Annotated in this window: 18 protein-coding genes; 9 read left to right on the top strand and 9 right to left on the bottom strand. The window is 58.9% G+C overall.

The window, feature by feature from the left end:
* Positions 1–322 precede the first annotated feature (322 nt).
* Together CSE6_RS08440 and CSE6_RS08435 are read right to left on the bottom strand one after the other, a co-directional pair.
* Positions 323–3,700: an EAL domain-containing protein gene (locus CSE6_RS08440; RefSeq protein WP_059440335.1), complete on the bottom strand. Its 3,378-nt coding sequence runs from the start codon at positions 3,698–3,700 to the stop codon at positions 323–325.
* Positions 3,701–4,837: 1,137 nt separating this feature from the next.
* On the bottom strand, positions 4,838–5,131 hold the full coding sequence (locus CSE6_RS08435) for an H-NS histone family protein (RefSeq protein ID WP_059440334.1): 294 nt from the start codon (positions 5,129–5,131) through the stop codon (positions 4,838–4,840).
* A gap of 906 nt (positions 5,132–6,037) precedes the next feature.
* Here CSE6_RS08435 and CSE6_RS08430 point away from each other — a divergent pair.
* The gene (locus CSE6_RS08430; protein ID WP_003067431.1) at positions 6,038–8,269 is read left to right on the top strand and encodes an NADP-dependent isocitrate dehydrogenase; all 2,232 of its coding nucleotides are present in this window, start codon (positions 6,038–6,040) and stop codon (positions 8,267–8,269) included.
* A 190-nt stretch (positions 8,270–8,459) separates the two neighbouring features.
* Complete coding sequence (locus CSE6_RS08425) at positions 8,460–8,750, top strand: CPCC family cysteine-rich protein (RefSeq protein ID WP_083994694.1); 291 nt, start codon at positions 8,460–8,462, stop codon at positions 8,748–8,750.
* Here the strand turns inward: CSE6_RS08425 and CSE6_RS08420 are convergent.
* The 3 genes from CSE6_RS08420 to CSE6_RS08410 all read right to left on the bottom strand — a co-directional run bounded on the left by CSE6_RS08420 (position 8,730) and on the right by CSE6_RS08410 (position 10,284).
* Positions 8,730–9,290 carry a hypothetical protein gene (locus CSE6_RS08420; RefSeq protein WP_059440331.1) on the bottom strand — a complete coding sequence of 187 codons (561 nt, stop codon included), beginning with the start codon at positions 9,288–9,290 and terminating at the stop codon, positions 8,730–8,732. The genes CSE6_RS08425 and CSE6_RS08420 overlap by 21 nt on opposite strands.
* 24 nt (positions 9,291–9,314) lie before the next feature.
* Entirely contained in the window at positions 9,315–9,815 is a 501-nt protein-coding gene (locus CSE6_RS08415) for a DUF192 domain-containing protein (protein ID WP_034358247.1), read from the bottom strand.
* 214 nt (positions 9,816–10,029) lie between these two features.
* Positions 10,030–10,284, bottom strand: coding sequence for a hypothetical protein (locus CSE6_RS08410; protein WP_370545700.1), 255 nt, complete (start codon positions 10,282–10,284; stop codon positions 10,030–10,032).
* A 165-nt stretch (positions 10,285–10,449) separates the two neighbouring features.
* Here CSE6_RS08410 and icd point away from each other — a divergent pair, with 165 nt between their 5' ends.
* Together icd and CSE6_RS08400 are read left to right on the top strand one after the other, a co-directional pair.
* Positions 10,450–11,712, top strand: coding sequence for an NADP-dependent isocitrate dehydrogenase (gene icd / locus CSE6_RS08405; RefSeq protein WP_059440329.1), 1,263 nt, complete (start codon positions 10,450–10,452; stop codon positions 11,710–11,712).
* A gap of 204 nt (positions 11,713–11,916) precedes the next feature.
* Positions 11,917–14,304 carry a membrane-bound PQQ-dependent dehydrogenase, glucose/quinate/shikimate family gene (locus tag CSE6_RS08400; RefSeq protein WP_059440328.1) on the top strand — a complete coding sequence of 796 codons (2,388 nt, stop codon included), beginning with the start codon at positions 11,917–11,919 and terminating at the stop codon, positions 14,302–14,304.
* 166 nt (positions 14,305–14,470) lie between these two features.
* Here CSE6_RS08400 and CSE6_RS08395 read toward each other — a convergent pair whose 3' ends face one another.
* Entirely contained in the window at positions 14,471–15,241 is a 771-nt protein-coding gene (locus CSE6_RS08395) for a DsbA family protein (RefSeq protein ID WP_059440327.1), read from the bottom strand.
* Positions 15,242–15,385: 144 nt separating this feature from the next.
* On the opposite strand from CSE6_RS08395, the gene CSE6_RS08390 reads away from it, so the two are divergent.
* The 3 genes from CSE6_RS08390 (at position 15,386) to mnmH (ending at position 18,976) form a co-directional block, all read left to right on the top strand.
* A complete protein-coding gene (locus CSE6_RS08390) occupies positions 15,386–15,928 on the top strand; it encodes a TIGR02281 family clan AA aspartic protease (RefSeq protein ID WP_012838794.1) in 543 nt (180 codons plus the stop codon).
* 253 nt (positions 15,929–16,181) lie between these two features.
* On the top strand, positions 16,182–17,537 hold the full coding sequence (locus CSE6_RS08385; protein WP_059440326.1) for a sodium:alanine symporter family protein: 1,356 nt from the start codon (positions 16,182–16,184) through the stop codon (positions 17,535–17,537).
* A gap of 383 nt (positions 17,538–17,920) precedes the next feature.
* Complete coding sequence (gene mnmH / locus CSE6_RS08380; RefSeq protein ID WP_003067451.1) at positions 17,921–18,976, top strand: tRNA 2-selenouridine(34) synthase MnmH; 1,056 nt, start codon at positions 17,921–17,923, stop codon at positions 18,974–18,976.
* Positions 18,977–19,028: 52 nt separating this feature from the next.
* Here mnmH and CSE6_RS08375 read toward each other — a convergent pair whose 3' ends face one another.
* Positions 19,029–19,538 (bottom strand): GNAT family N-acetyltransferase, encoded by a 510-nt coding sequence (locus CSE6_RS08375; protein WP_059440325.1) that lies wholly within the window; start codon positions 19,536–19,538, stop codon positions 19,029–19,031.
* Between the two features lie 9 nt (positions 19,539–19,547).
* A complete protein-coding gene (locus CSE6_RS08370; protein ID WP_012838790.1) occupies positions 19,548–20,165 on the bottom strand; it encodes a LysE family translocator in 618 nt (205 codons plus the stop codon).
* A gap of 134 nt (positions 20,166–20,299) precedes the next feature.
* On the opposite strand from CSE6_RS08370, the gene CSE6_RS08365 reads away from it, so the two are divergent.
* Both CSE6_RS08365 and CSE6_RS08360 read left to right on the top strand, forming a co-directional pair.
* Positions 20,300–21,787, top strand: coding sequence for a PLP-dependent aminotransferase family protein (locus tag CSE6_RS08365; protein WP_059440324.1), 1,488 nt, complete (start codon positions 20,300–20,302; stop codon positions 21,785–21,787).
* Between the two features lie 100 nt (positions 21,788–21,887).
* On the top strand, positions 21,888–22,679 hold the full coding sequence (locus tag CSE6_RS08360; protein ID WP_034409756.1) for a hypothetical protein: 792 nt from the start codon (positions 21,888–21,890) through the stop codon (positions 22,677–22,679).
* 7 nt (positions 22,680–22,686) lie between these two features.
* On the opposite strand, the gene CSE6_RS08355 is transcribed toward CSE6_RS08360, so the two are convergent.
* Complete coding sequence (locus tag CSE6_RS08355) at positions 22,687–23,022, bottom strand: cupin domain-containing protein (protein ID WP_238585663.1); 336 nt, start codon at positions 23,020–23,022, stop codon at positions 22,687–22,689.
* Between the last annotated feature and the right edge of the window lie 76 nt (positions 23,023–23,098).

Genomic DNA, 23,098 nt, shown 5'->3' with positions numbered 1-23,098 from the left:
TCAGTCTGAGGCCGGAAGCAATAAGGTCGGCAGTTGCTTTTGGTTTCGACCTTTGAATATCATTTAAAGCAAATAGATGCCTGACGATTATAAGTTTGAAAAAATGCAAGCTCGTATGAAGTTGGCAGTGAGAATGTATTGAGCTATGAATGTGCGAAGCTCGGGGAAAAGGAGCGAGCCTTGCAACCGTGGGATTATTTCTCGCTATAGGTTAATTGGTTGTCGGCTGAATTTATTGAATTTATTGGCATGAAATTTCAGGCCTATCTATGAGATTTATGAGTATTTTTTTGTTGGTAGGTGCGTGATTTTATGTAATTGGCTATCCCGAGAAAGATGATTTATCCCGTAATTGGCATTTTGTGAAATCTTCGGCCCATTGCTGGAAATCGCTGGAAGGCATAGGTTTGGCGATGTAGTAGCCTTGTGCGATATCACAGCCAAGATCCTTGAGCAGATCCCAGTGCTCTTTGGTCTCCACACCTTCGGCAACTGTCTTCCGTCCAAGATCATGTATGAGATCAATGGTGGAGCGCACAATCGTGGCAGAATCCCGATCGCGATGCATTGCAGAAACGAATGATTGGTCGATCTTGATGTAGTCTACTGGTAGTTTTTGTAGATAGCTCAATGAGGAGTACCCTGTTCCAAAATCATCCACATAAAGAGGAATCCCAGCATCGCTCATCTCACTCAGTGCTCGTAGAGCATATTCAGCATGCTCCATTACGGTGCTTTCCGTAATCTCGATTTCCAATAGTCCGGTTGACACAGAGCGCTCTGAATGCCATTGGCGATATTTGGCGAAAAGCTGCTCATCTCTGAAGTTTCGCGCGGAGAGATTGATTGCTATAGGAACAGCACAACCTTTTGCCTGCCAGCTCTGCAGCAGATCAAGGGCTGCGACAATGACCCATTCTGTCAAAGGCTTGATCAGGCCTGTTTGCTCAGCCAGGTCGATAAACAATCCGGGAGGAATTAGGCCTTTAAGCGGATGCATCCAGCGTACCAAGGCCTCTGCTCCACAGATTTGCCCGGAGGAAAAATCAACTTTTGGCTGTAAAAATAGTCGCAGCTGGTTGCCTGCAATGGCTCGCCGAAGTTCCCCTGCCATGGTCAAGCGTCCCGCTTGATTTTTCTGATGCGACGGGTCGAATACGCACTGGCTCAATCCGCGGGCCTTGGCTTGATGGGTGGCCTTTCCCATTTGACGCAATAGTTCATCGGCAGTTGTGCCGTGTTCGGGAAACAAAGCTATGCCAGCTCTTGCGCTGACATCCAATTCAATATCTGCGATCGGGAAAGGGCGGGAGATGTTTTTTTCCAATTCTTCGGCCAAGGCTACGGCGGAACCTCTATCCAGAGTGGGTGCTAATACTGCGAATTCGTCTCCGCGTAAACGCGCAATATGTGCAGAATCAGGAATGCTTTGCCTTAGGCGCTCTCCGAAGTCTCTAAGAATCTGGTCCCCATTAGAGAAACCTAGCACCTCGTTGATTTCTCGAAGGCGTTCAATATTGAATTGCAAAGCCGCGATTGGTTCTGGATGTGAAGAGCTTTCTTCAATTTTCGCAGTCAGAACTTCCCTGAATTCAATCGAATTGGGTAGTCCAGTCAAGGGATCATGGCGCAGCATATGATTCATCTCTGCTTGTACACGTAGTTGCTCTGAGCGTGTACGCAGAATGGAAATGCCAAAGGCTAGATCGTCCGCTGACTCGGTCAGCAATGCGATTTCATCTTCGCCGAACGCGTCTGGTTCGGTGTCATAAATGGATAGTGCACCAATGACTTCGCCCTCAACCAATAAAGGGCAAGATACACCTGATTTAAGTTCACCAAGCTTGTCGCTCCATCGAACATGGTTGGAATCTACGCGCATGTCTCGGACAAATTGAACCTTGCCGCTGCGAATTGCGCTAGATGTCAGGCTTTGGCCTAGCTCCGTATCGGCTGCTATGAGTCCTAGGCTGCGAAGTGCTTCTATACCGCCCGGATAATTGCACTCGGCCATCGGACGTAGTTGTTGATTTGGCTCGTCACCCGAATACCAGACGGCAGCCATGCCATAGCCTCCTGCAGCCACGATGGCTCGGCACATGTTTTCAAGCAGACTCTGTTCTTCGCTGGCACGTAGCATGGTGCGATTACCGGCGCTCAAGGTTCGCAGTCCGCGGCCAATATGCTCTAACTCATGCACTCGTTGTTCAAGTTCCCCATTGAGCGTCTGGATACGTTCTTCATAGTGCTTGCGCTCAGTAATATCTGTGCCCAATACGTAATAGCCAGCAACCGTTCCATCGGCTTGGTGTTTGGGAACATACTGAATAGTCTGCCAAACTCCTGGAAAGGGCTGCCAATCATATGTTTGCGGCTCTCCTGCGAGGACCTTGCCGATCAAGTCATTGGCAACAACATAGCGTTCCTCTCCGAGGATTTTTCTTACCGACTCACCCGTGATGTCTTCGCGGTCAGGTGCAAAGCACTCCCGGTACTGAGTGTTGACGTACTCGTAGTGCTGTTGTGCATTAACGTAGGCAATCAGCGCCGGAACGGCGCTGATGACGTTGTGCAAATGGCTTTGAATCTCATGCCATTGCAAAGTGCGTTGGTGCACGTCAGCTTCAAGTGACGCGTTTTGCTCGCGGATGATCCGTTGTGCCTTTCGCTCCAAAGTAACGTCCCGAAAGACTAGTACAGCACCTCGCAGTTGGCCTTTGGAATCGCGGATGGGGGCGGCGCTATCAGAGATTGGAAGTTCGGTGCCATCTCTGGCAATGATTGAGGTGTAGTCTGCAAGTACCTGCACTTCCCCGGTGGCTAACACCGTTGCTACAGGAATATGAGCAGGCTCGCGGGTCTGCTCATGAATGATATTGAATACTTCCCCGATAGAACGGCCTTGAGCCTCATTAATACTCCAGCCTGTGAGCTGTTCGGCCACTGAATTCATGCGAGTGATTCGCCCTTCAGTGTCTGTTGCGAGTACTGCATCGCCGATCGAGTGCAAGGTAGTCACAAGGCTTTCTTCATTGTCAGCCAGAGCACGCTGACTCGCTTCTGTTTCGCGCAATTGACGTCTTATCAGAAGATAGGAGGAACCCAATAGCAAGATAAGTGCCACAGCGACCAATGCTCCAGCCATCACCAGCTTATGACGCGCTTGCTTGTGCTCGGCCTCTTCCAGAGCGAGTCGCAGGCGCGCCTCGGTATCCATCTCGCTCAGCAATTCATAGGTGCGCAAACGCGTGGATGCAAGCGTAGTTGCGGCAGCAAATGCATTTGCTGCCTTCTGACCCTGGGTATTGCGCAATTTTTCAATTTGGCGTGCAGCTGCCATGCGCTGGTCAATGACTTTACGCAGCTCTGTCCAGCGACGTTGTTGATCTGGATTATCGATCGTTAGTTGCCGTATTTTTTCCAGCGAAAGCTCTCGCTCAGCCATCGCTGCATTTCGCTCGGCAATATGCTCGGCATTACCTGTCAGACGGAAATTTTGAGTGGTTAGTTCAGATTGGAGAGAATAGCCTCTGACGCGATCTATATTGTTGAGCAACTGGTGTGCATGTGTCACCATTTGGGCGGCTTTGGCTGCATCATTTGCAACTTCCCACGTCGATAGTGCCATCGCGATCACTACCAGCGCGGCTGTTCCAAATGCTGTGACAACCTTAGACTCGAAACTAGACCTCCGCACCATAGAACGCGCTCCTACGCTAGATGCAGGCCGCTACAAGCCATTTTCACTTGCCACGGGCCTAGGCTGACATCACCATCCATGCAAGGGATCCAGACACTCCGGATAGGAGGAGTGTGCAGGGTCCCATCAACATGCAAACTGAGGGATACAAGCTCAAATATACAAACAATATGCGATTTGTTTCATTTGTTGTCATTGGTTCACATTGCAGGGGAGTTGAAATTTGCGAAATTCTGTGTGTCGGTTGCTCTTGAAGCGTCTCTTTGCTAGTTCGGCAGAGCAATGTGATATTCAGCAGCCAGCAGATAAATAGCGTTCTTTTTCAGCATTGTTGATACGATCAAGACGCATTACACAAATGCTGAATTCAATTTGCCGCGCATTTTTACGGTGGAGCCTCTAGAAGAGCTCGCTTTTTTCTTTTGAATTCTTGAGCCATATCAATTTGGAGAACGTTATAAAAACGCCCAGCTTTGAATGAAGACTGAGCAGTTTTCAGGAGTGGTGTTCGACGAGGGTTCGGCACACGAAAGCGAGCGAGGTGGCGAGGCTATCGCCGCATCCGGCTTCCTCCTGAGCGACTTGATCTTCTCGGGCTGGCCAAATGACTTGAAGTTTCTGGACTTGGGCCGAAAGTCCTGCTTGGACAGGTGAGCAAGTCCCTTGTCGCAGCCCGCTGAATGTGGCTTCGCTCACGGCGTGGCTGTGAACCTATCAGTGGTATATCTGTGAATGACAGGCGACGCTTACATTGAGCAGCTTGCTTGGGCACAGATGGATCGATACGGTAGGGCACATCCGCAGGGAGACTGAAGACACATGGTGTGTCGTTCGAGTAGGGGCAGTACGAGCTGAGGGCTGAAAAGCCCAAGAAAATCAAAGGCAAGGCCGCCATCAACATCAACGACCGGATTCTGCAATCCGGGCATGCTTCAAGGACTTTGAGATGGAAGCCCGGCGGCAGGAGTGCGCGGTTGGCGGCGATGCGAATCAGCGCGAATGTGGCGAATTGGCGATTTAAAACTGGGCCAAGAGCGAGGAGCCTGCCGAGGCAGTGTTGAAAGAATCGCCAGTGGGCGAGCAAGACCGGTCGCTGCGGCAGTCGGGAGAAATAAAAAGTGGCCGCTAGGGCCACTTTCAAATCTCAAACTGAGAACGATCTTGATCTTTGATCCAGTTCGGAGGCTTTCCTCGACCGGACCAAGTCTGGCCTGTGGTTGGGTCACGATATTTTGGAGCCACAGAGCCAACCTCGCGTTTTTGTTTTTGCTTGGCGGTAGGGAAGACATCATCCTGTGTCAGTCCGAAAGCCTCGATCAAGCCTTTGATTTTTTGCACCGCGTCTGCGACTTCGGTCTTGCGGGCGGCAGCAATCTGCTGCTCAAGAGCCTCGCGTTGCGCCAACAAATCCTTATAAGAATGTGTACTCATCTAAAAGAGGTCCTATGTAAAGTTATGAACCAGCACTAAAGGGATGCACCCATACATGAGATACGTCGTTTATGCAGTTGGTTCACTTTCAATCGAAAGTGACCGCGTACATTGTGTCTTGGTTTGAGGTACGTCAACTCCAAAAGCTCAGGCGCACACAAAAAAATAAGATGAGCTTTAGAGACAAGCAGGTACTGAAGCGTCTCGTACTGCACGACGTCTTGTTCAAAGGTATGGAGCAATTGGCTAGGTGTGACCAGAAGTCATACTATTGAGTGCCCACAAAGCATTCATTCGGCGCTCGCGGTAAGCCGACTTGAGCCGCTCAGTCAGAAGTGATCCATATGGTTTTGCAGGACTCCTGTTTAGCAGAAACCTACAGGGCAGCTAAAGGCCTGTTCTTGCCAGTGCTCCCGGTTGGAGGTCAACTGGTCAACGCATCCATCCAACGCACCCATCGTCAACTGAGACTGGTCGATGGGCGATAAAACAACACATTCGAGTACGTGATCGCTTGCCAATTTGTCAGCCTTGGTACCAAAGCCTGTGCTACTTTGTGCCAAAGATGGCGCAAATTTGTGCCAAAGGCCGCGCAACGCAACTCTTCAACGCAACTTGCACGGCTGTGATGGCCGCTAAATGAATGCGGCAGTGCGACTTTTTTACATGGCAGAAAACCGGGAAAAAAAGCCTGTTTCCCAATGAAAACGCCTTTTGAAAGTTGAGCTAAATCCTTGAGTCTTGTACAAGACTTAAAAAAATCGGCCCGGTTGCGCGTAGAATTTTGTATTGTGGGAACGCATTGCATCAAGAAAGTGTCGTCCCGCTGTGTCAGGCCCCATTGCGCAAGCCCGGGATGCAGGCCCAAGGCACCTTTCCCCCTTTTTTCACAACCTGAGACAAGAGATGAGTACGCAGCAACCCACCATCATCTACACCTTGACTGACGAGGCTCCCCGCCTGGCTACCAGCGCATTCCTGCCCGTGATCCGTGCTTTCGCAGCACCGGCCGGCATCAATGTGGAGACCAGCGATATCTCGCTGGCAGGCCGCATCTTGGGCGAGTTCCCCGACTTTTTGACCGAAGCCCAACGCGCTCCGAACAACCTGGCTGAACTGGGCAAGCTGACGCTGACGCCTGAAGCCAACATCATCAAGCTGCCCAATATCTCCGCATCCGTGGGCCAGCTGCAAGAAGCGATCAAGGAATTGCAGGGCAAGGGCTACGCCATCCCCGACTATCCTGAAACCGCCACGACCGATGCCGAAAAGGACATCAAGGCACGCTACAACAAGTGCATCGGCTCTGCCGTGAACCCCGTGCTGCGCGAAGGCAACTCGGATCGCCGCGCGCCTGCAGCGGTCAAGAACTACGCCAAGAAGCACCCCCATTCCATGGGTGAGTGGAAGCAGTGGTCGCAAACCCATGTGTCGCACATGGAAGAGGGCGACTTCTACCACGGCGAAAAGTCCATGACGCTGGACAAGGCCCGCGAAGTGAAGATGGTGCTGGAGACCAAGTCCGGCAACAGCATCGTTCTCAAGGACAAGGTCAAGCTGCAGGCGGCAGAAGTGATCGATTCCATGTTCATGAGCAAGAAGGCCTTGTGCGCCTTCTATGAAAAGGAAATTGAAGACTGCCGCGAGTCGGGCATCCTGTTCTCGCTGCACGTGAAGGCCACCATGATGAAGGTATCCCACCCCATCGTGTTCGGTCACTGCGTGAAGATTTTCTACAAGGAAGCCTTCGAAAAGCACGGCAAGCTGTTTGATCAACTGGGCGTGAACGTGAACAACGGCATGGCCAATCTGTACGAGAAGATCGAGACCCTGCCTGCTTCGCAGCGCGAAGAAATCATCCGTGACCTGCATAAGTGCCAGGAGCACCGTCCACGTCTGGCCATGGTCGACTCCGCCAAGGGCATCACCAACTTCCATTCGCCCAACGACGTGATCGTGGATGCTTCCATGCCCGCCATGATCCGCGTGGGCGGCAAGATGTGGGCCGCTGACGGCAAGCCTTACGACTGCAAGGCCGTGATGCCTGAGTCCACCTTTGCCCGTATCTACCAGGAAGTGATCAACTTCTGCAAGTGGCACGGCAACTTCGACCCCAAGACCATGGGCACCGTGCCCAACGTGGGTCTGATGGCGCAAAAGGCCGAAGAGTACGGCTCGCACGACAAGACGTTTGAGATCGCCGAAGACGGCGTGGCCAACATCGTGGACATCGCCACCGGCGAAGTGCTGCTGAGCCAAAACGTGGAAGCTGGCGACATCTGGCGCATGTGCCAGGTCAAGGATGCTCCTATCCGTGACTGGGTGAAGCTGGCTGTGACCCGTGCCCGCAACTCCGGCATGCCTGCCGTGTTCTGGCTGGACCCCTATCGTCCCCACGAAGCCGAGCTGATCAAGAAGGTGCAGACCTACTTGAAGGAATACGACACCAACGGCCTGGAAATCCACATCCTCTCGCAAGTGCGCGCCATGCGCTACACGCTGGAGCGCGTGGCCCGAGGTCTGGACACCATCTCGGTGACCGGCAACATTTTGCGTGACTATCTGACCGACCTGTTCCCGATTCTGGAACTGGGCACCTCGGCCAAGATGCTGTCCATCGTGCCTCTGATGGCCGGTGGCGGCATGTACGAAACCGGTGCTGGCGGCTCCGCTCCCAAGCATGTGCAGCAACTGGTGGAAGAAAACCACCTGCGCTGGGACTCGCTGGGTGAATTCCTGGCTCTGGCCGTCTCGTTTGAAGACCTGGGCATCAAGGAAAACAATGCCCGCGCCAAGCTGTTGGCCAAGACTCTGGACGAAGCCACCGGCAAGCTGCTGGACGAAGACAAGTCGCCTTCGCGCCGCACCGGCGAGCTGGACAACCGTGGTTCGCAGTTCTACATCGCTCTGTACTGGGCCCAGGCTCTGGCTGCTCAGACCGAAGATGCAGCACTGGCGGCCAAGTTCGCACCTCTGGCCAAGAGCCTGACCGAGAACGAAGCCAAGATCGTGGCCGAGATGAAGGAAGTGCAAGGCAAGGCTGCCGATATCGGCGGCTACTACATGCCCGACGTGGCCAAGCTGGACGCCGTGATGCGCCCCAGCGCCACCTTCAACGCCGCCATCGCGTCGGTGTAAGCCAGCTTGCCTCGCAGCGCGGGTTGCCCCGCCTGCGTGCAGGCAGTGCTCCATAGAAAGCCGGTGGACCTGAAAAGGTCACCGGCTTTTTTGTGTCCGGTCTCAGTAGTTGCTATATAAATAGAAGCTTCCTGTGCCTGATATATAAGCGCTGTAGCTTGATTTGATCCGAATTTATGAAAGGCTTTCCATGCCGCTGTATCAGTGTCCTTGCTGCGACTATTTCTCGCTGGATGAGCGTGGCGAGTACAGCATCTGCAGCGTCTGCTTCTGGGAAGACAGTGGCCGGGATGTGGACTGCCCGGATGAATACTCCGGCCCCAACCATATGACGCTGCGCGAAGGTCGGCGCAACTTTCAGTACTTTGGGGCCTGCGATTTCCGAATGCTCAAGAGCGTGCTCCCATCGGCAGCGCGCAACCGCTATCGGCATGAACCGCGCGCTCTGAGTAAAGTGGCATCAATCCGAGTGGGGCAGTGATTGCCGTGCCTCGTCAACCCAGCGCAGAAATCGTATGCCGGGATGCTGGTGCAGCAGCGGATAGCGTTGGCGGTGATAGCAGTCCCAGTAACTGGCGGCCTGCTGCTTGCAGGTAGTCACAAAATCGGGGTTTTCGGCAGCAAAACGCCCGTAGCTGTGTGGCGATAGCCTATGGGTCTGGGCTGTCAGATGCTCGGCAATTTCCAGTACATACTCGCCAGCCGCGCGGACCACAAACGGCCGCACCCAGTCGCAGTCATGCGCCAGCAACTGGCGCAGACAGATTTCGCGCACATGCCCGTTGGCGTGGCGGCTGCCCAGGCACAGGGCCAGTTGATGTGTGGGGCCGCTGCTTTTTTGAATGCATTGCTGCAGCTCACGTTCGTCATAGTAGACGCGGTAGGGTGCATGCAGCAATTCGCCATTGATCCTTACCGTGAAGCCGGGGTAGGACTCAAGCGCTTGCGATTTTTCCAATCTCCGCAGCAATGCAACGGCGATATCGCTCAGTGCCTGTGGAAACCGCGGCTGGTAGAGCATGAAGGATGCTGATTCTGGCGGTGTTTAGCGATTGAAGGGCGCGCCACCCAGTTTGGTGCCGGCCTTGATGCCGCGCTTGGCAAACCAGCCCTGGTTCATCTCCAGCACATAGCGCACGGGCTTGGCCGAACAGTGGGAGTCCTCGCTCATGGGTTTCATGTCGGCCAGATTGACGATGGTGCCGTCATCGGCCACAAAGGCCGCCGTCAGCGGCAGGATGGTGTTGCGCATCCAGAAGCACTGCACGCCGGGTACTTCGAAGACAAAGAGCATGCCTTCCTGCTGCGGCATCTCCTTGCGGAACATGAGACCGATCTCGCGCTGCTGCGGCGTGATGGCCAGTTGGGTGTCGATGCGGTACATGCCGGCCGTCAGATCGATGCGGCGCAGATTCGTCTGCGGCTGACCTTCTTCGCGGGCCATGGCCGGGTTGCCGAACAGGCCCAGCAGGGCGGTGCAGGCCAGGGCCAGCAGCGGGGCGCGCCAGCCGGATTTGGGGATTGTCTTGGTGGGGAGGTTCTTCATGAGCCTTGCATGCCAAACAGGAAGTCGGAAGTCACAAGCCTATAGCAATCCGCGTGGGTTGCGGTGCAAATCGCTGTCGCAAATAGGCGGCCGGAGCCGGTCTGCAAAATGCAAAGCCTGCAGAACTTTCCGTCCGGCAGGCTTGGGTGTGAGTCAGATCCGGTGTGCAGAGGCTTGGAGTGCCGGTATCGCCAGACCGGTTTTCAGCGCGCGATCAGGCTGGCTTTTGCATCTTTTTGCTGCTGTGCTGCATATGATGCTTTTTGGCAGGTTTTGCCTTCATATGCTTGACGGTGGGCGCCGCTGCTGCTGCGGCAGGTGTGGCAGGCTGCGCCGGCGCGGCGGCTTGAGCAAAAGCGCCAGCAGCGAACGAACCAGCAATCAGGACAGCGAGTAGTTTTTTCATAGTTGCCAATTTCCTAAAGATGCGGCAATGCCAGGTTTCAGATTGAAGTGAGGAGCAGCCCATCTGTCCCTCACACCCTCTCAACAGCAGCTCTGTGCCGCCGTTGACAGGTTTTTATGCTGTATTTCTTAAAATTTGCTTAGAGCAAGGTGCCAAAATCGGGGGCAACAAAATAGCACCAAAAAGGTGCGCCGCCGCGCAATATTCAAGACTAGGAGATTCCACAACATGAGCACGTCCCAGCACATCCAGGTTCCGCCGCAGGGGGAGAAGATCAGCGTCAACGCGGACAAGACACTGAATGTTCCGAGCCAACCCATCATTCCCTTCATCGAGGGCGATGGTGTCGGTGTTGATGTGACGCCGGTGATGCGCAAGGTGGCTGACGCTGCCGTTGCCAAGGTCTATGGCGGGCAGCGCAAGATTGCCTGGATGGAGGTGTATGCGGGCGAGAAGGCCACGCGCGTCTACGGCCCCGATGTCTGGCTGCCCGAGGAAACCGTGGCCGCCGTGCGCGACTATGCCGTGTCCATCAAGGGCCCGCTGACCACGCCCGTGGGCGGCGGTATCCGCTCGCTGAACGTGGCGTTGCGCCAGGAACTGGATCTGTATGTCTGCCTGCGCCCCGTGCAGTACTTCAAGGGCGTGCCTTCGCCGCTCAAGGAGCCCGAGAAGACGAATATGGTGATCTTCCGCGAGAACTCGGAGGACATCTACGCGGGCATCGAATACGCGGCCGGCAGCGAGAAGGCGAAAAAGCTCATCGACTTCCTGGCCAAGGAAATGGGCGCCAACAAGATCCGCTTTCCCGAAACCTCGGGCATCGGCATCAAGCCCGTCTCGCGCGAGGGCACGGAGCGCCTGGTGCGCAAGGCCATCCAGTACGCCATCGACAACAACAAGCCCAGCGTGACCCTGGTTCACAAGGGCAACATCATGAAGTACACGGAAGGCGCTTTCCGTGACTGGGGCTATGCGCTGGCGCAGCGCGAGTTCGGTGCCGAGCTGATCGACGGCGGCCCCTGGTGCCGCATCAAGCACCCGAAGACGGGCAAGGACATCATCATCAAGGACTCGATCACCGACGCCTTTTTGCAGCAGATTCTGATGCGTCCGGCCGAATATTCGGTGGTGGCCACGCTCAACCTCAACGGCGACTACATCTCGGATGCGCTGGCCGCGCAGGTGGGCGGCATCGGCATTGCGCCCGGTGCCAATCTGTCGGAGAGCATTGCCTGCTTCGAAGCCACCCACGGCACGGCGCCGCGCTATGCGGGCAAGGATTATGTGAACCCCGGCTCCATGATTCTGTGCGCCGAGATGATGCTGCGCCACATGGGCTGGCGCGAGGCTGCGGATCTGATCGTCGAGTCGCTGGAAAAAGCCATCCAGAGCAAGCATGTGACCTATGACTTCGCCCGCCTGATGGACGGAGCGACCCAGGTGTCCTGCTCGGGCTTCGGGGATGTGGTGATCTCGATGATGGACTGAGCTGCGCCGCCTGCCTGGCAGCTTTGAAGATCTGCCGGCACTGCCATCTCAGCGGCCGCACCGTCTCGACGGTGCGGTTTTTTTATGCCTTCTTACCTGGGGCTTGTAGTCCTGAGGCTGGCGTGCAAAGCCTCGAAAGTATGTCGATGTGTATCGGCGTTAAGGCGTGCAATACACAAATGGCAATTAATTTCAGGTGAGGCTATGGCTCCTTCATCCAATGACGGGCGCTGGTACTGGCTTGCAGTGGCGTTGCTGATGCTGCTCATGGGTCTGTACCTGACCATAGGCGGCGGCATTCTGCTCGGCAAGGGAGGCAGCTGGTACTTTGTGCTGATGGGGTTGGCGATGCTGGCGTCGGCCACACTGCTGCTGGCGCGGCGCAGGGCTGGCGCCCATCTCTATGCGCTGGCCTTTGTGCTGAGCATGGTCTGGGCCTGGTGGGATGCGGGCTGGGAGTTCTGGCCGCTGGTGTCGCGCCTGATGGTGTTTGCCGTGCTGGGCCTGCTGGTGGCCCTGGGCTATGCACAGCTTGAGGCGGGCAAGCTGGTCATGAACGACTACGGACGCCTGGGAGCCGCAGTGTCGGTGGTGGTGCTGGGCCTGGGCATAGTCGCGACGGCCGTCAGTGCCTTCTCGCCCAAGGGCGTGATTGCCCCCGAGGTCACCGAAGTGCCTTCGGTAGGCTCCATGGAGATCAAGGCCTCGGACTGGACGGATTGGGGGCAAGGTCCCGCAGGCCAGCGGTTTGCGGCCCTTGAGCAGATCAGCCGGAACAATGTCGACAAGCTGACCGTGGCCTGGACGGCGCGCACCGGCGATGTACCGCAAAGCACGGGCTCGGGTGCCGAAGACCAGAACACGCCGCAGCAGATCGGTGACCGCCTGTATGTCTGCACGGCCTACGGCAAGGTGCTGGCGCTGGATGTGGACACGGGCGAGGAGAAGTGGAAATTCGACCCCGAAGCCAGGTCGCCCAACTGGCAGCGCTGCCGAGGCCTGGGTTACTTCGATGGCAATGAGGCCGCAATCAAAGCCTCGGGCGCATTCGGCAAGCCCGGAGATGTTGCGCCAGGCTGCAGGCGTCGTCTGTTTCTGCCCACCATCGATGCGCGCCTGATCGCGCTGGACCCCGACTCCGGCAAGCCATGCACCGACTTCGGCAAGGACGGTGTGGTGGATCTGACCGAAGGCATGGGCGAGGTCAAGCAGGGCTGGTATCAGCAGACCTCGGCGCCGCTGGTGGCCGAGAACCTGGTGATCGTGGGCGGCCGCGTGGCCGACAATTTCTCGACCGACGAGCCATCGGGCGTGGTGCGCGCCTTTGATGTGCACAGCGGCAGGCTGGTCTGGGCCTGGGACCCGGGCAATGCCGACATCACCGGACAGCCGCCCCAGGGGCAGACCTATACGCGCAACTCGCCCAATGTCTGGGGCGGCATGTCCTATGACGCCAGACTGGGGCTGGCCTATCTGGGCACGGGCAATGCGACGCCGGACTTCTATGCGGCCCAGCGCACGCCGGAGATGGAGAAGAACAGCTCCGCCATCGTGGCCATGGATATCAGGACCGGCAAGCCGCGCTGGCTCTACCAGACTGTGCACCACGATCTGTGGGACTTCGACATTCCGTCCCAGCCCGCTCTGGTCGATGTGAGCAATGCCCAGGGCGGGGTGGACCCTGCGCTGCTGCAGGTGACCAAGCAGGGCATGATCTTCATGCTCAACCGCGAGACCGGCGAGCCTCTGGCAGAGGTGCAGGAGCTGCCCGTGCCGCAAGGCCATGTGCCCGGTGAGCGCTATGCGCCGACCCAGCCGCATTCCACGGGCATGCCCAATATCGGCAACCAGACCCTCAAGGAGTCCGATATGTGGGGGGCCACGCCCTTCGATCAGCTGCTGTGCCGCATTGCCTTCAAGGACATGGATCATCAGGGCGTGTTCACGCCGCCGGGCATGGGGCCGACGCTGCAGTTTCCGGGCTCGCTGGGCGGCATGAACTGGGGCAGTATCTCCATAGACCCGATCAGCCAGACCATGTTCGTCAACGATATGCGCCTGGGTCTGGCGAACTACATGATTGCGCGCGCTGATATGAAGCCGGGCGCCAGCGGCATCGAGATGGGGGCCGTGCCCCAGGAGGGCACGCCGTTCGGCGCCATGCGCCAGCGCTTTCTGTCGCCGCTGGGCATTCCCTGCCAGAAGCCGCCCTTTGGCACCATGACGGCCGTGGATCTGAAATCGCGGCAGATCAAGTGGCAGGTACCCGTGGGCACAGTGCGTGACACCGGTCCTCTGGGCATTCCCATGTGGCTGACCATTCCCATCGGCATGCCCACGCTGGGGCCGTCCATGGTCACCAAGTCGGGGCTGGTGTTCTTCGCGGGCACGCAGGACTTCTATCTGCGCGCCTTCGACAGTGCCAACGGCAAGGAGATCTGGCGCTCGCGCCTGCCCGTGGGCAGCCAGGGCGGGCCCATGAGCTATGTCTCGTCCAGAACCGGCAGGCAGTATGTGGTGATCACCGCCGGTGGCGCACGCCAGTCGCCCAAGCGCGGTGACTATGTGATCGCCTATGCCCTGCCGCAGTAGCGAAGGCAATAGCGACAGGGTGTGGAGCCGTCGGCAGATGGATTAAAAAAGATAGCTTCTTGCGCTTGATGAATAAGGAATTCAGATTGAATAATGCCTGAACTCTTTAAATACAAAGCGCTGTGAGCTATGAATAAAAGAGTATCTGCCGCGCAGGTTGTACCACTCAGCGCGCTGGCAGCTCGCAGCCGTCGGGGCCGCAACTGGGGTCGCCACTGGTGTCGGTGTTGCCGGCCTGCTGCTGGTTGAGCTCGGCAATCTGCTCGGCCCAGGCGGCCAGTTGCTGCTTCCAGCCGTCGACATCGCCCAGCCATTCACCGATCTCGATGCGCTGCACGGCGCGCTGGCCAGCCTGCTCGGGGTGGTCGAACTCCAGCGCCAGGGTGGGGAAGCCCTGGCCCTGCACCATGCCCAGCCATTCGCGGCTTTCGGCAATATGCTTTTGCGTGGCCGCGCCGCTTTGCTCGGCGTAGGCCGCGTCATAGGCCGCGCTGTCCAGACCGATGCCGGCTGCCAGTTCGCGCAGCACGGCGGGCTCGCTGATGCGGCGGCCCTCCACATAATGGGCTTTTTGCTCGGCAGCCAGCATCTCCAGGCCCTTGCCGGCCAGCGCTTCGGCGGCCAGCAGGGCCGTGGTCGGGGGCTCGGAGTCCAGCGGCGCGCCAATGTCATTGAGCAGGCCGTTGAGATAGGCATCGCCAAAAGGCTGGCCCGTCATCTCGGCAATGCGCTGGTCGCTGGGCATGACTTTGTCACGCCAGTCCGCGGTGATGGTGCGCGTGTGGGCGCCAGTCAGCATGCCGCCGGCATGCCATTGAACCTCGATGCCGGGCACCTCGCGCGCGGCCTTGACCAGCGGGGCAGCGGCATAGCACCAGCCGCACAGAGGATCGAAAATATAGTGCAGCACCAGGGCGGGCAGCTTGGATGTGTTCATATTGGGCGACCTTGCAGGCCGGTAGATTTGCAAACAAGCTTCAATGTAAGCGCGGTAGCGGCGCTGGCGCCGTAATGGCCGGGTATGACCTTGGCGCCGGTCTTGGCAAAATGGCTGCATTGTCCTCAGCTTGTTTGCCTGCCCATGCGCCTGAATGTCACGCCGCCGCCCCAGTCCTCGCCAGAGTCCGAGCCTTCCCCGCAATCCGTGGCACGGCGCAGCACCATGCTGTTTCTGCTGTTCTGGCTGGTGGTCATGGCTGCGATGTATCTGGCCATGCAGCATTTCCTCAAGCCGGCCCAGGCCAAGGTCATGGCCGACGGCACGGTGCGCATAGAGCGCGGCATGGACGGGCATTTCCGTGTCAAGGGCTATGTCAACGATCAGCCCGTCACCTTTATGGTCGATACCGGTGCCACCTCGGTCAGCGTGACCGATGCGCTGGCCGAGCGTGCCGGCCTGGAGGGGGGCGAGAAAGTGCGTTTTCGCACGGCCAACGGCGAACGTGACGGCCGCATCGTCACCGCCGACGAGGTCCGTATCGCCAGCCTGCGTGTGCGCGACGTGCGCGTGGGCACGGGCTATACGGGCGACGATAGCGACGACGCCTTGCTGGGCCAGAACTTTCTGCGCTTCTTCGATGTGCAGATGAGCGGCGATGAAATGCTGCTGCGCCCGCGCAAGTGAGTGCCGTGAAGACACTGGCCGTGATTTTTCGCACTTGTGCGAGTCATAGGTCGCGGCAGCCCAAAAGCGATCGCAGACTGGATTAAAGTAGGGCGCTTTGCCAACCGGCAAACAGGAATAGTGCGCTGTGCGTGGGCCTCACACGGGCCTCTTGCGGTTGCCGCACTCGCCGCTCATGGGTGAAAGACATGTTCCGGGACTGTTGCCATTCAATGGACCGCAGGCGAAAGCTGGCTGCGGCAGACGACACTCAATGGACTGGTTAACCCAACTCTTCAAAGCCCTCAACGATATTGTCTGGGGCGTTCCCATGATCGTGCTGATTCTCGGCACGGGTTTTTATCTGCAGGTCCGCCTGGGCTTCATGCCGCTGCGCAACATCGTGCGCGGCTTCCGCATGATCTGGCGCAGCCGCCGTCCCGGCGACAAGGCCGATGGCGACATCACTCCCTATGCAGCGCTGATGACGGCACTGTCCGCCACCGTGGGCACGGGCAATATTGCCGGCGTGGCCACGGCCATTGCCGTGGGCGGCCCGGGCGCACTGTTCTGGATGTGGATGACGGCGCTGCTGGGCATGGCTACCAAGTATGGCGAGGTGGTGCTGGCGGTGAAGTACCGTGAGAAAAACGACCACGGCCAGTGGGTGGGCGGCCCGATGTACGCCATCAAAAACGGTCTGGGCAGCAAATGGAAATGGCTGGGTACGCTGTTTGCCATCTTTGGCGGTCTGGCCGGTTTCGGCATTGGCTCCATGGTGCAGTCCAACGGTATTGCATCGGCCATGCACACGGCTTTCGGTCTGGAGAGCTGGATCACAGGCCTGGGCCTGGCCGTGCTTACCGGTGCCGTGGTGCTGGGAGGCATCACCCGCATCGGCGCGGTGGCCGAAAAGCTGGTGCCTGCCATGTGCGTGGCCTATGTGATCTGCGTGCTCTATGTGCTGGGCGTGTACTTCGACCGCATTCCGGCTGCGTTTGCACTGATCTTCGAGCAGGCCTTCAGCCCCACGGCGGCCACGGGCGGCTTTCTGGGCTCGACGGTGCTGATGGCCATCCGCATGGGCGTGGCGCGCGGCATTTTTTCCAACGAAGCGGGCCTGGGCACGGCCGGCATCGCCCAGGCTGCTGGTGCCACGCGTGACCCCGTTTTCTCGGGGCTGGTAGGCATGATGGGTACCTTCATCGACACCATCATCGTCTGCACCATGACCGGGCTGGCCATCGTGGTCAGCGGCGTCTGGAATTCCGGCGCTACCGGGGCCGTGCTGTCCACCCAGAGCTTCGAGGCCGCCATCCCCGGTGTGGGCAAATATGTGCTGGCCGTTTCGCTGTCGGTATTTGCCTTCACCACGATTCTGGGCTGGGCCTATTACGGTGAAAAATGCTGGACCTATCTGGTCGGCACCATCTGTGAAAAGCCCTTCCGCATCCTCTGGACCATCAGCGCCTTTGTGGGTGCCGTGGCCACGCTGGACTTTGCCTGGCTGGTCGCCGATACGCTGAACGCGCTGATGGCGATTCCCAATCTGATCTCGCTGCTGCTGCTCTCACCCGTGATCGTGCAGCTCACGCGCGAATACTTTGCGCGCCAGGATAACCAAGCCTGATCATTTTGATAGCTCTAGGCACTTGACGCACAAGTGCTGGAGCTTGACTTGACCTCACACAGGGCGCAGTTGTGCAAGCAGCTGCGCCCTGTGCAGTTTTGGGGCCGTGGCTGAAGCAGCCCCGCATATCTGCGAAAATACCCCCTATACAGGGAATGACTGTTGCGGAAAATCTTGCCGCAGCCGTTGTGCGTATCGAGGCTCGATCCACGCCCTTGCTTCGTGGCCTGCCGGTCTTCATCTTGAGATGAGACTGCAGGTTTTTCATGTTGCCGAGCCTCAGGTCGAATCGCTGCATTGTCGCGATTCCCGCTTTGCGCCCGACCACACGCCATTGCCCGGCAGCCATGCAGGCCGTCAGGCGCAGCCATGGATAGTCCGCCGTGTCCCACCGCCAGCCCGTTCGCGTTCCCGAACGTCACCAGTTTGATGCCCTGATCGATGCCCGCTCGCCCGCCGAGTTTGAGCAGGACCATATCCCCGGCTCCATCAACTGTCCGGTACTGAGCAATGCCGAGCGTGCCGAGATCGGCACCATCTACAAGCAGGTCAGCCCTTTTGAGGCCAAGCGTCTGGGGGCGGCCTATGTGTCGGCGAATCTGGCACGCCATCTGCGCGAAACCTTTGCCGACAAGCCTGCCAACTGGAAGCCCCTGGTCTATTGCTGGCGCGGTGGCCTGCGCAGCGGCTCCATGGTGACCTGGCTGCGTCTGGTCGGCTGGGATGCCCAGCAGCTGGCCGGCGGCTACAAGGCGTTTCGCGGCCATGTGATTGCGCAGCTTGAAAGCCTGGTGCCTAAGCTGCAGATGCGCGTGCTCTGCGGCGCCACCGGCTCGGCCAAGACCCGTGTGCTGCATGCGCTGGCCCAAAGCGGCGAGCAGGTGCTGGACCTGGAGGGCTATGCCAGCCACAAGGGCTCCTTGCTGGGCGGTCTGCCCGGCATCGAGCAGCCCAGCCAGAAGCGTTTCGAGACCCTGATTGCCGAGCAGCTTGAGACCTTCGATCTCTCGCGTCCCGTCTATCTGGAGGGTGAGAGCGCAAAGATCGGCCGCGTCGGCCTGCCGCTGGTGCTGGTGCAGCATCTGCACAAGGCTCCGGTCATCGAGGTGCGTGCGACGACCGCCGCACGTCTTTCCTATCTGCTGCGCGACTATGCCTACCTGGGGGACGATCCCGAAGTGCTGGCCACCAAGCTGGGCTGGCTCAAGGAGCTGCAGGGCAAGGAGACCGTGGGCCGCTGGCAGCAATGGGCGCGGGCCGGGGAGCTGCCTTCGCTGTTCGAAGAGCTGATGCTGAGGCACTATGACCCGCACTACGAGCGCTCCCAGTCGAATCACTTCGAGCAATGGCCTCGGCGCCAGGTTCTGGAGACAGACCAGCTTTCGGACGAGGCCATCGCCGGTCTGGCGCAGCAGATCATTGCGATGCAGGCGCGCTGAGCCAAGCCGCTTGTTCAAGCCTGCCAGCTGAAATGGGCCGGTGCGGTGCGGACTAGTCCAGCTTCATCACCATCAGCACCTCGTCGAAATACTCGCCGTCCACATACAGGGCCGCAGGCTCCAGCCCATATTCGCTAAAACCTGCCTGCTCATACAAGCGTAGTGCGTTGCCGTTGCCGGCATTGCAGCCCAGCATCAGCTGTCGCAAGTTCAGCGCTCTGCCGTGCTCAACAGCCGTCTCCAGCAGGCGGCGGGCCAGGCCTTGGCCTCGGGCTGGCGCAGCCACGTACATGGCAAAGAGATTGCCCTTGTGCGCAGTCTTTTCTCCCTGCTCGCGATACATGCCCAGGGTGGCGCAGAGTCTGCCGTCGGCGTCAAAGCCTCCCCACATGGCTTGACCTGGCGTGCTGCCGAAACGACTCAGTATCTGCGCATCGCCGAGTGCCCGTTCGCTGGCAGGTGTGGCACCGAAGGCGGTGGGGCATTCTGTCAGGGCCTGCAGGCGCAGGGCGCGATAACTGCAAAGGTCGGACTCGGTCAGTTGGCGTATGTCATATTGCATGGACCGAGTTTAGACATGCTCGGCAAAAATGGGCACCAGCGACAGCAACAGCAGACCGGCCATCACGCCGTTGAACATGCGCAGGGCCTGTGGAGTGCGCAGTGCGCGCCCCACGGTGCTGCCGAACAGGGTCCAGACGCTGATGCTGGGATAGTTGACCAGGCCCAGAACAAGGGCCGACAACATCAGATTGACGAAAAAGCCTTCGCGCGGTGTGTAAGTCGCGACCACGCCCACGGCCATGATCCAGGCCTTGGGATTGACCCACTGGAAGGCAGCGGCCTGCCAGAAGCTGAACGGGCGGCTGCCCGACTGACCCTGGTCCACGCCGCCGGCACGGGCGATTTTCCATGCCAGCCAGATCAGATAGGCCGCGCCCACATATTTGAGCAGGGTGTAGATGCGTGGCTCGGCCTCGAACAGCTTGCCCAGGCCCGCGCCGATCAGCAGCACCATGATGACCACGCCCAGACAGATGCCCAGCATATGCGGCACGCTGCGGCGGTAGCCGAATGTGGCCCCCGAGGCCGTCAGCATCACATTGTTGGGGCCGGGCGTCACGGAGCTGACAAAGGCAAACATGGCCAGTGGCAGGATGAAGGCAGAGGATTCAGGCAAAAATGGCATGGTGAACCTTGGGGCTGCATAAGCGTTGTGCCTCTATACTAAGATCTGTAGTCAGTACACTATCAGTACACTTGTGCAGGCCAGTTGATGAGCTGGCCTGCTCTAATTGACCTGACACTTTGAGGAAGCACTTCATGCTGGATGCTCATATCGACGGCAGGGCAGCGACCCCGGCAGCCTTGCCTGTGGCCGCTACGGCATCCCTGGGCTGGCAGCCCATGCGCTCCAGTGCAGCAGGCCTGGTGGAGCAGTTGGTCGAGCATTTCGGCGGGCTGATCCGCAACCACGGCCTGCGTGTGGGCGTGCGCCTGCCTTCGGTGCGGGCGTTGGCGGAAAGCGCAGGTGTCAGCCGAGACACCGTGGTCCAGGCCTACGACAAGCTGGCTGCCCAGGGCCTGGTGCAATCGCGGCGCGGCAGCGGTTTTTATGTGGCTGCCCAGCGCCGCGTGATGGAGCCTGCCGCCGTGGCTGCCGCCTCGGCGCAGCCGGCAGACTTCGACACCGCCTATCTGCTGCGCGGCATTTTTCGCGACGATAGCGCGGGCACCGGGGGCGCAGGCTGCCTGCCTTCGAGCTGGATGGACCAGGGCCTGATCACGGGCGCCATGCGCGCCATCACCCGTAACAATGCGCGGGCCGAGCAGAGCTTTCTCAGCTATGGCCATCCACAGGGCTTTCTGCCATTGCGCCAGCAGATCGCCTCGAATCTGCAGGCCCAGGAGGTGCCGGCTCATCCCGAGGCCAACCTCATGACGGTGGGCGGCGTGACCCATGGTCTGGACCTGGTGGTGCGCTGTTTTCTCAAGCCCGGCGATACCGTGCTGGTCGAAGACCCGGCCTGGTTCCTGATCTTCGGGCGGCTCAAATACATGGGCGTGAATGTCGTCGGCGTGCCGCGCCTGCCCGGCGGGCCCGATGTGGCGGCCCTGGCATCGCTGGCCCAGAGCCACAAGCCCAAGCTCTTCATCCTCAACACGGCGGTACACAACCCCACGGGGCTGAGCCTGTCTGCCGGTGTCGCCCACGAGGTGCTGCGCATTGCCGAGCGCCATGATTTCCTGCTCGTCGAGGACGATACCTATGCCGAGTTTCTGGGCGCCATGCCGCTGCGGCTGGCGGCCATGGACAGATTGCAGCGCGTGATTCTGGTGGGCGGCTATTCCAAGACCTTGTCGGGCGGCCTGCGCGTGGGCTATATCGCGGCCAAACCCGAGTATGTGCACCGGCTCACCGACATGAAGCTCCTGGCGGGGCTGACCTCTTCGCTGCCGGCGGAGCAGATCGTGCACCATATTCTGGCCGACGGTTCCTTTCGCAAGCATGTGGACCGGCTGCGCGAGCGCGTGGACCGCGCGCGCGGGCGCTGCCTGCGCAAGCTCGAAGCGCTGGGCTGCCATGCGGAGTACGAACCCGTGGCCGGCACTTTTGCCTGGGTCGATTGCGGCGTGGACACCGAGGTTCTGGCGCGTCAGGCGGCGCTGAGCAATCTGCTGCTGGCTCCGGGCCTGCTGTTTTCGCCGCAGCAGGCAACCAGCAGCAAGCTGCGCGTGCCCGTGGCGATGGCTGACCAGGCCGAGCCATGGAAGGTGCTGGAGCAGATCCTCAGGCAGCTGCGCACATAGCGCCGAAACCGGTGCTTGGGCGAGGCGTCGTTCACGATTGATAACAATCGCGCGCCTCCGGCGTGATTGCGCGCATCGCATCTGCTGTTATGTTTGTAGCATGACAGCAGCACGAGCTTTGCCCCATGCCGCCGCAGGCCACTGCAGGCGCGATTTCCTGCGTGCTCGCCCGCGCATGGGGCGGTGGCTGCTGTCAGGGCTTGTGCTTTGCGGTCTGGCCGCTTGTTCCAGCGCCCCCACGAATCACGGCGAAGTGAAGGGCGAGAACTTTCACTCGCTCGAGCTGCTGCAGTCCGACAGCAACCGCATGGCAACGCTGGCCATGAAGGAGAATCTGGAGAGCCTGTTTCTCATCATGGACAAGCTCTATCGCCGCAACCCCGCCGAATGGAAAAAGACGGCTTCCAGCCGTGAAGCGGCCATGACCTATGTGCGTATTGCCGTCATGGAGCGCCAGCCCTGGCATGAGCTGCAGGACAAGCGTGACGTGGCGGCGCTGTCCCTGGCCTTGCAGCCCGATTTCGCCGGAGACCGGGTCGCAGCCTTCGTCCATGCTGCAGCCGATATGTTGATCACCGCGCATGGCGGGCGAACCAGCTTTACGCTGATCGACGGGCTGGACCCGCAGCATGTCTTCAATGCGGCGCGCAATCTGGAAATTGCCAACTGGATTCTCAACTCGCGCAAAGCACCCGGAGGAAAGCCCTTGCTGCTATCGAATCAGATAGCAGAAGAGGGGCGGAATCTGAGCTTCGAGCGCGAGATGGGAAAGATCATCGGCCGGCTGGATCTGGTTGCGGATTACACCACCGAGCGCTACCGGCGCTCCGTCATCGGCTATGCGCAGGGATTGCTTGCCGGCCCGTTCATGCAGTTTTTGCCCGTTCGATAGAAGTTCTTCAGGCCTCACAGAGCACGATGGTGGCAATCGCGGACGAGTCTTCCATGGCACGCACGGCGTGGGGCATATTGGCTGGCAGATGCATGAGTTGCTTGGGGCCCAGTTCATGCACGGACTGGCCGATGAGAACCTCGAGCCGACCTTCCAGGCATTGCAGGCTGACGCTGCCAGGTACGCGATGCGGCGGCAGCGACTGGCCCGAGCGCAGCACGACGCGAATGACTTCCAGATCTTCCGCCTTGAAGAGCACGCTCGAGTGAGCGGCAGGAAGCCTGGCTCCGTAAGGAGCGACATCCAGAGCTTGGTGGGTGGGCGTGGAGTGGATATGGTCCATGACAGCACCTGAGCGAAAGCGGTAATAAGGCATTCTCCCCCGAGTGGGGCCCAAGTTCAATCACCGTTTTGTGACA

The organism is Comamonas sp. E6, assembly GCF_001010305.1.
In the GTDB taxonomy this organism is placed as follows: Bacteria; Pseudomonadota; Gammaproteobacteria; order Burkholderiales; family Burkholderiaceae_C; genus Comamonas; species Comamonas thiooxydans.
The sequence above is the reverse complement of the archived record's forward strand: the minus strand, read 5'-3'. Positions and strand labels throughout refer to the sequence as shown.

Coding starts and splice junctions, on each gene's coding strand:
- CSE6_RS08440 (WP_059440335.1), bottom strand. CDS start 3,700: ATGGTGCGGAGGTCTAGTTTCGAGTCTAAGGTTGTCACAGCATTTGGA.
- CSE6_RS08435 (WP_059440334.1), bottom strand. CDS start 5,131: ATGAGTACACATTCTTATAAGGATTTGTTGGCGCAACGCGAGGCTCTT.
- CSE6_RS08430 (WP_003067431.1), top strand. CDS start 6,038: ATGAGTACGCAGCAACCCACCATCATCTACACCTTGACTGACGAGGCT.
- CSE6_RS08425 (WP_083994694.1), top strand. CDS start 8,460: ATGCCGCTGTATCAGTGTCCTTGCTGCGACTATTTCTCGCTGGATGAG.
- CSE6_RS08420 (WP_059440331.1), bottom strand. CDS start 9,290: ATGCTCTACCAGCCGCGGTTTCCACAGGCACTGAGCGATATCGCCGTT.
- CSE6_RS08415 (WP_034358247.1), bottom strand. CDS start 9,815: ATGAAGAACCTCCCCACCAAGACAATCCCCAAATCCGGCTGGCGCGCC.
- CSE6_RS08410 (WP_370545700.1), bottom strand. CDS start 10,284: ATGGGCTGCTCCTCACTTCAATCTGAAACCTGGCATTGCCGCATCTTT.
- icd (WP_059440329.1), top strand. CDS start 10,450: ATGAGCACGTCCCAGCACATCCAGGTTCCGCCGCAGGGGGAGAAGATC.
- CSE6_RS08400 (WP_059440328.1), top strand. CDS start 11,917: ATGGCTCCTTCATCCAATGACGGGCGCTGGTACTGGCTTGCAGTGGCG.
- CSE6_RS08395 (WP_059440327.1), bottom strand. CDS start 15,241: ATGAACACATCCAAGCTGCCCGCCCTGGTGCTGCACTATATTTTCGAT.
- CSE6_RS08390 (WP_012838794.1), top strand. CDS start 15,386: ATGCGCCTGAATGTCACGCCGCCGCCCCAGTCCTCGCCAGAGTCCGAG.
- CSE6_RS08385 (WP_059440326.1), top strand. CDS start 16,182: ATGGACTGGTTAACCCAACTCTTCAAAGCCCTCAACGATATTGTCTGG.
- CSE6_RS08375 (WP_059440325.1), bottom strand. CDS start 19,538: ATGCAATATGACATACGCCAACTGACCGAGTCCGACCTTTGCAGTTAT.
- CSE6_RS08370 (WP_012838790.1), bottom strand. CDS start 20,165: ATGCCATTTTTGCCTGAATCCTCTGCCTTCATCCTGCCACTGGCCATG.
- CSE6_RS08365 (WP_059440324.1), top strand. CDS start 20,300: ATGCTGGATGCTCATATCGACGGCAGGGCAGCGACCCCGGCAGCCTTG.
- CSE6_RS08360 (WP_034409756.1), top strand. CDS start 21,888: ATGACAGCAGCACGAGCTTTGCCCCATGCCGCCGCAGGCCACTGCAGG.
- CSE6_RS08355 (WP_238585663.1), bottom strand. CDS start 23,022: ATGGACCATATCCACTCCACGCCCACCCACCAAGCTCTGGATGTCGCT.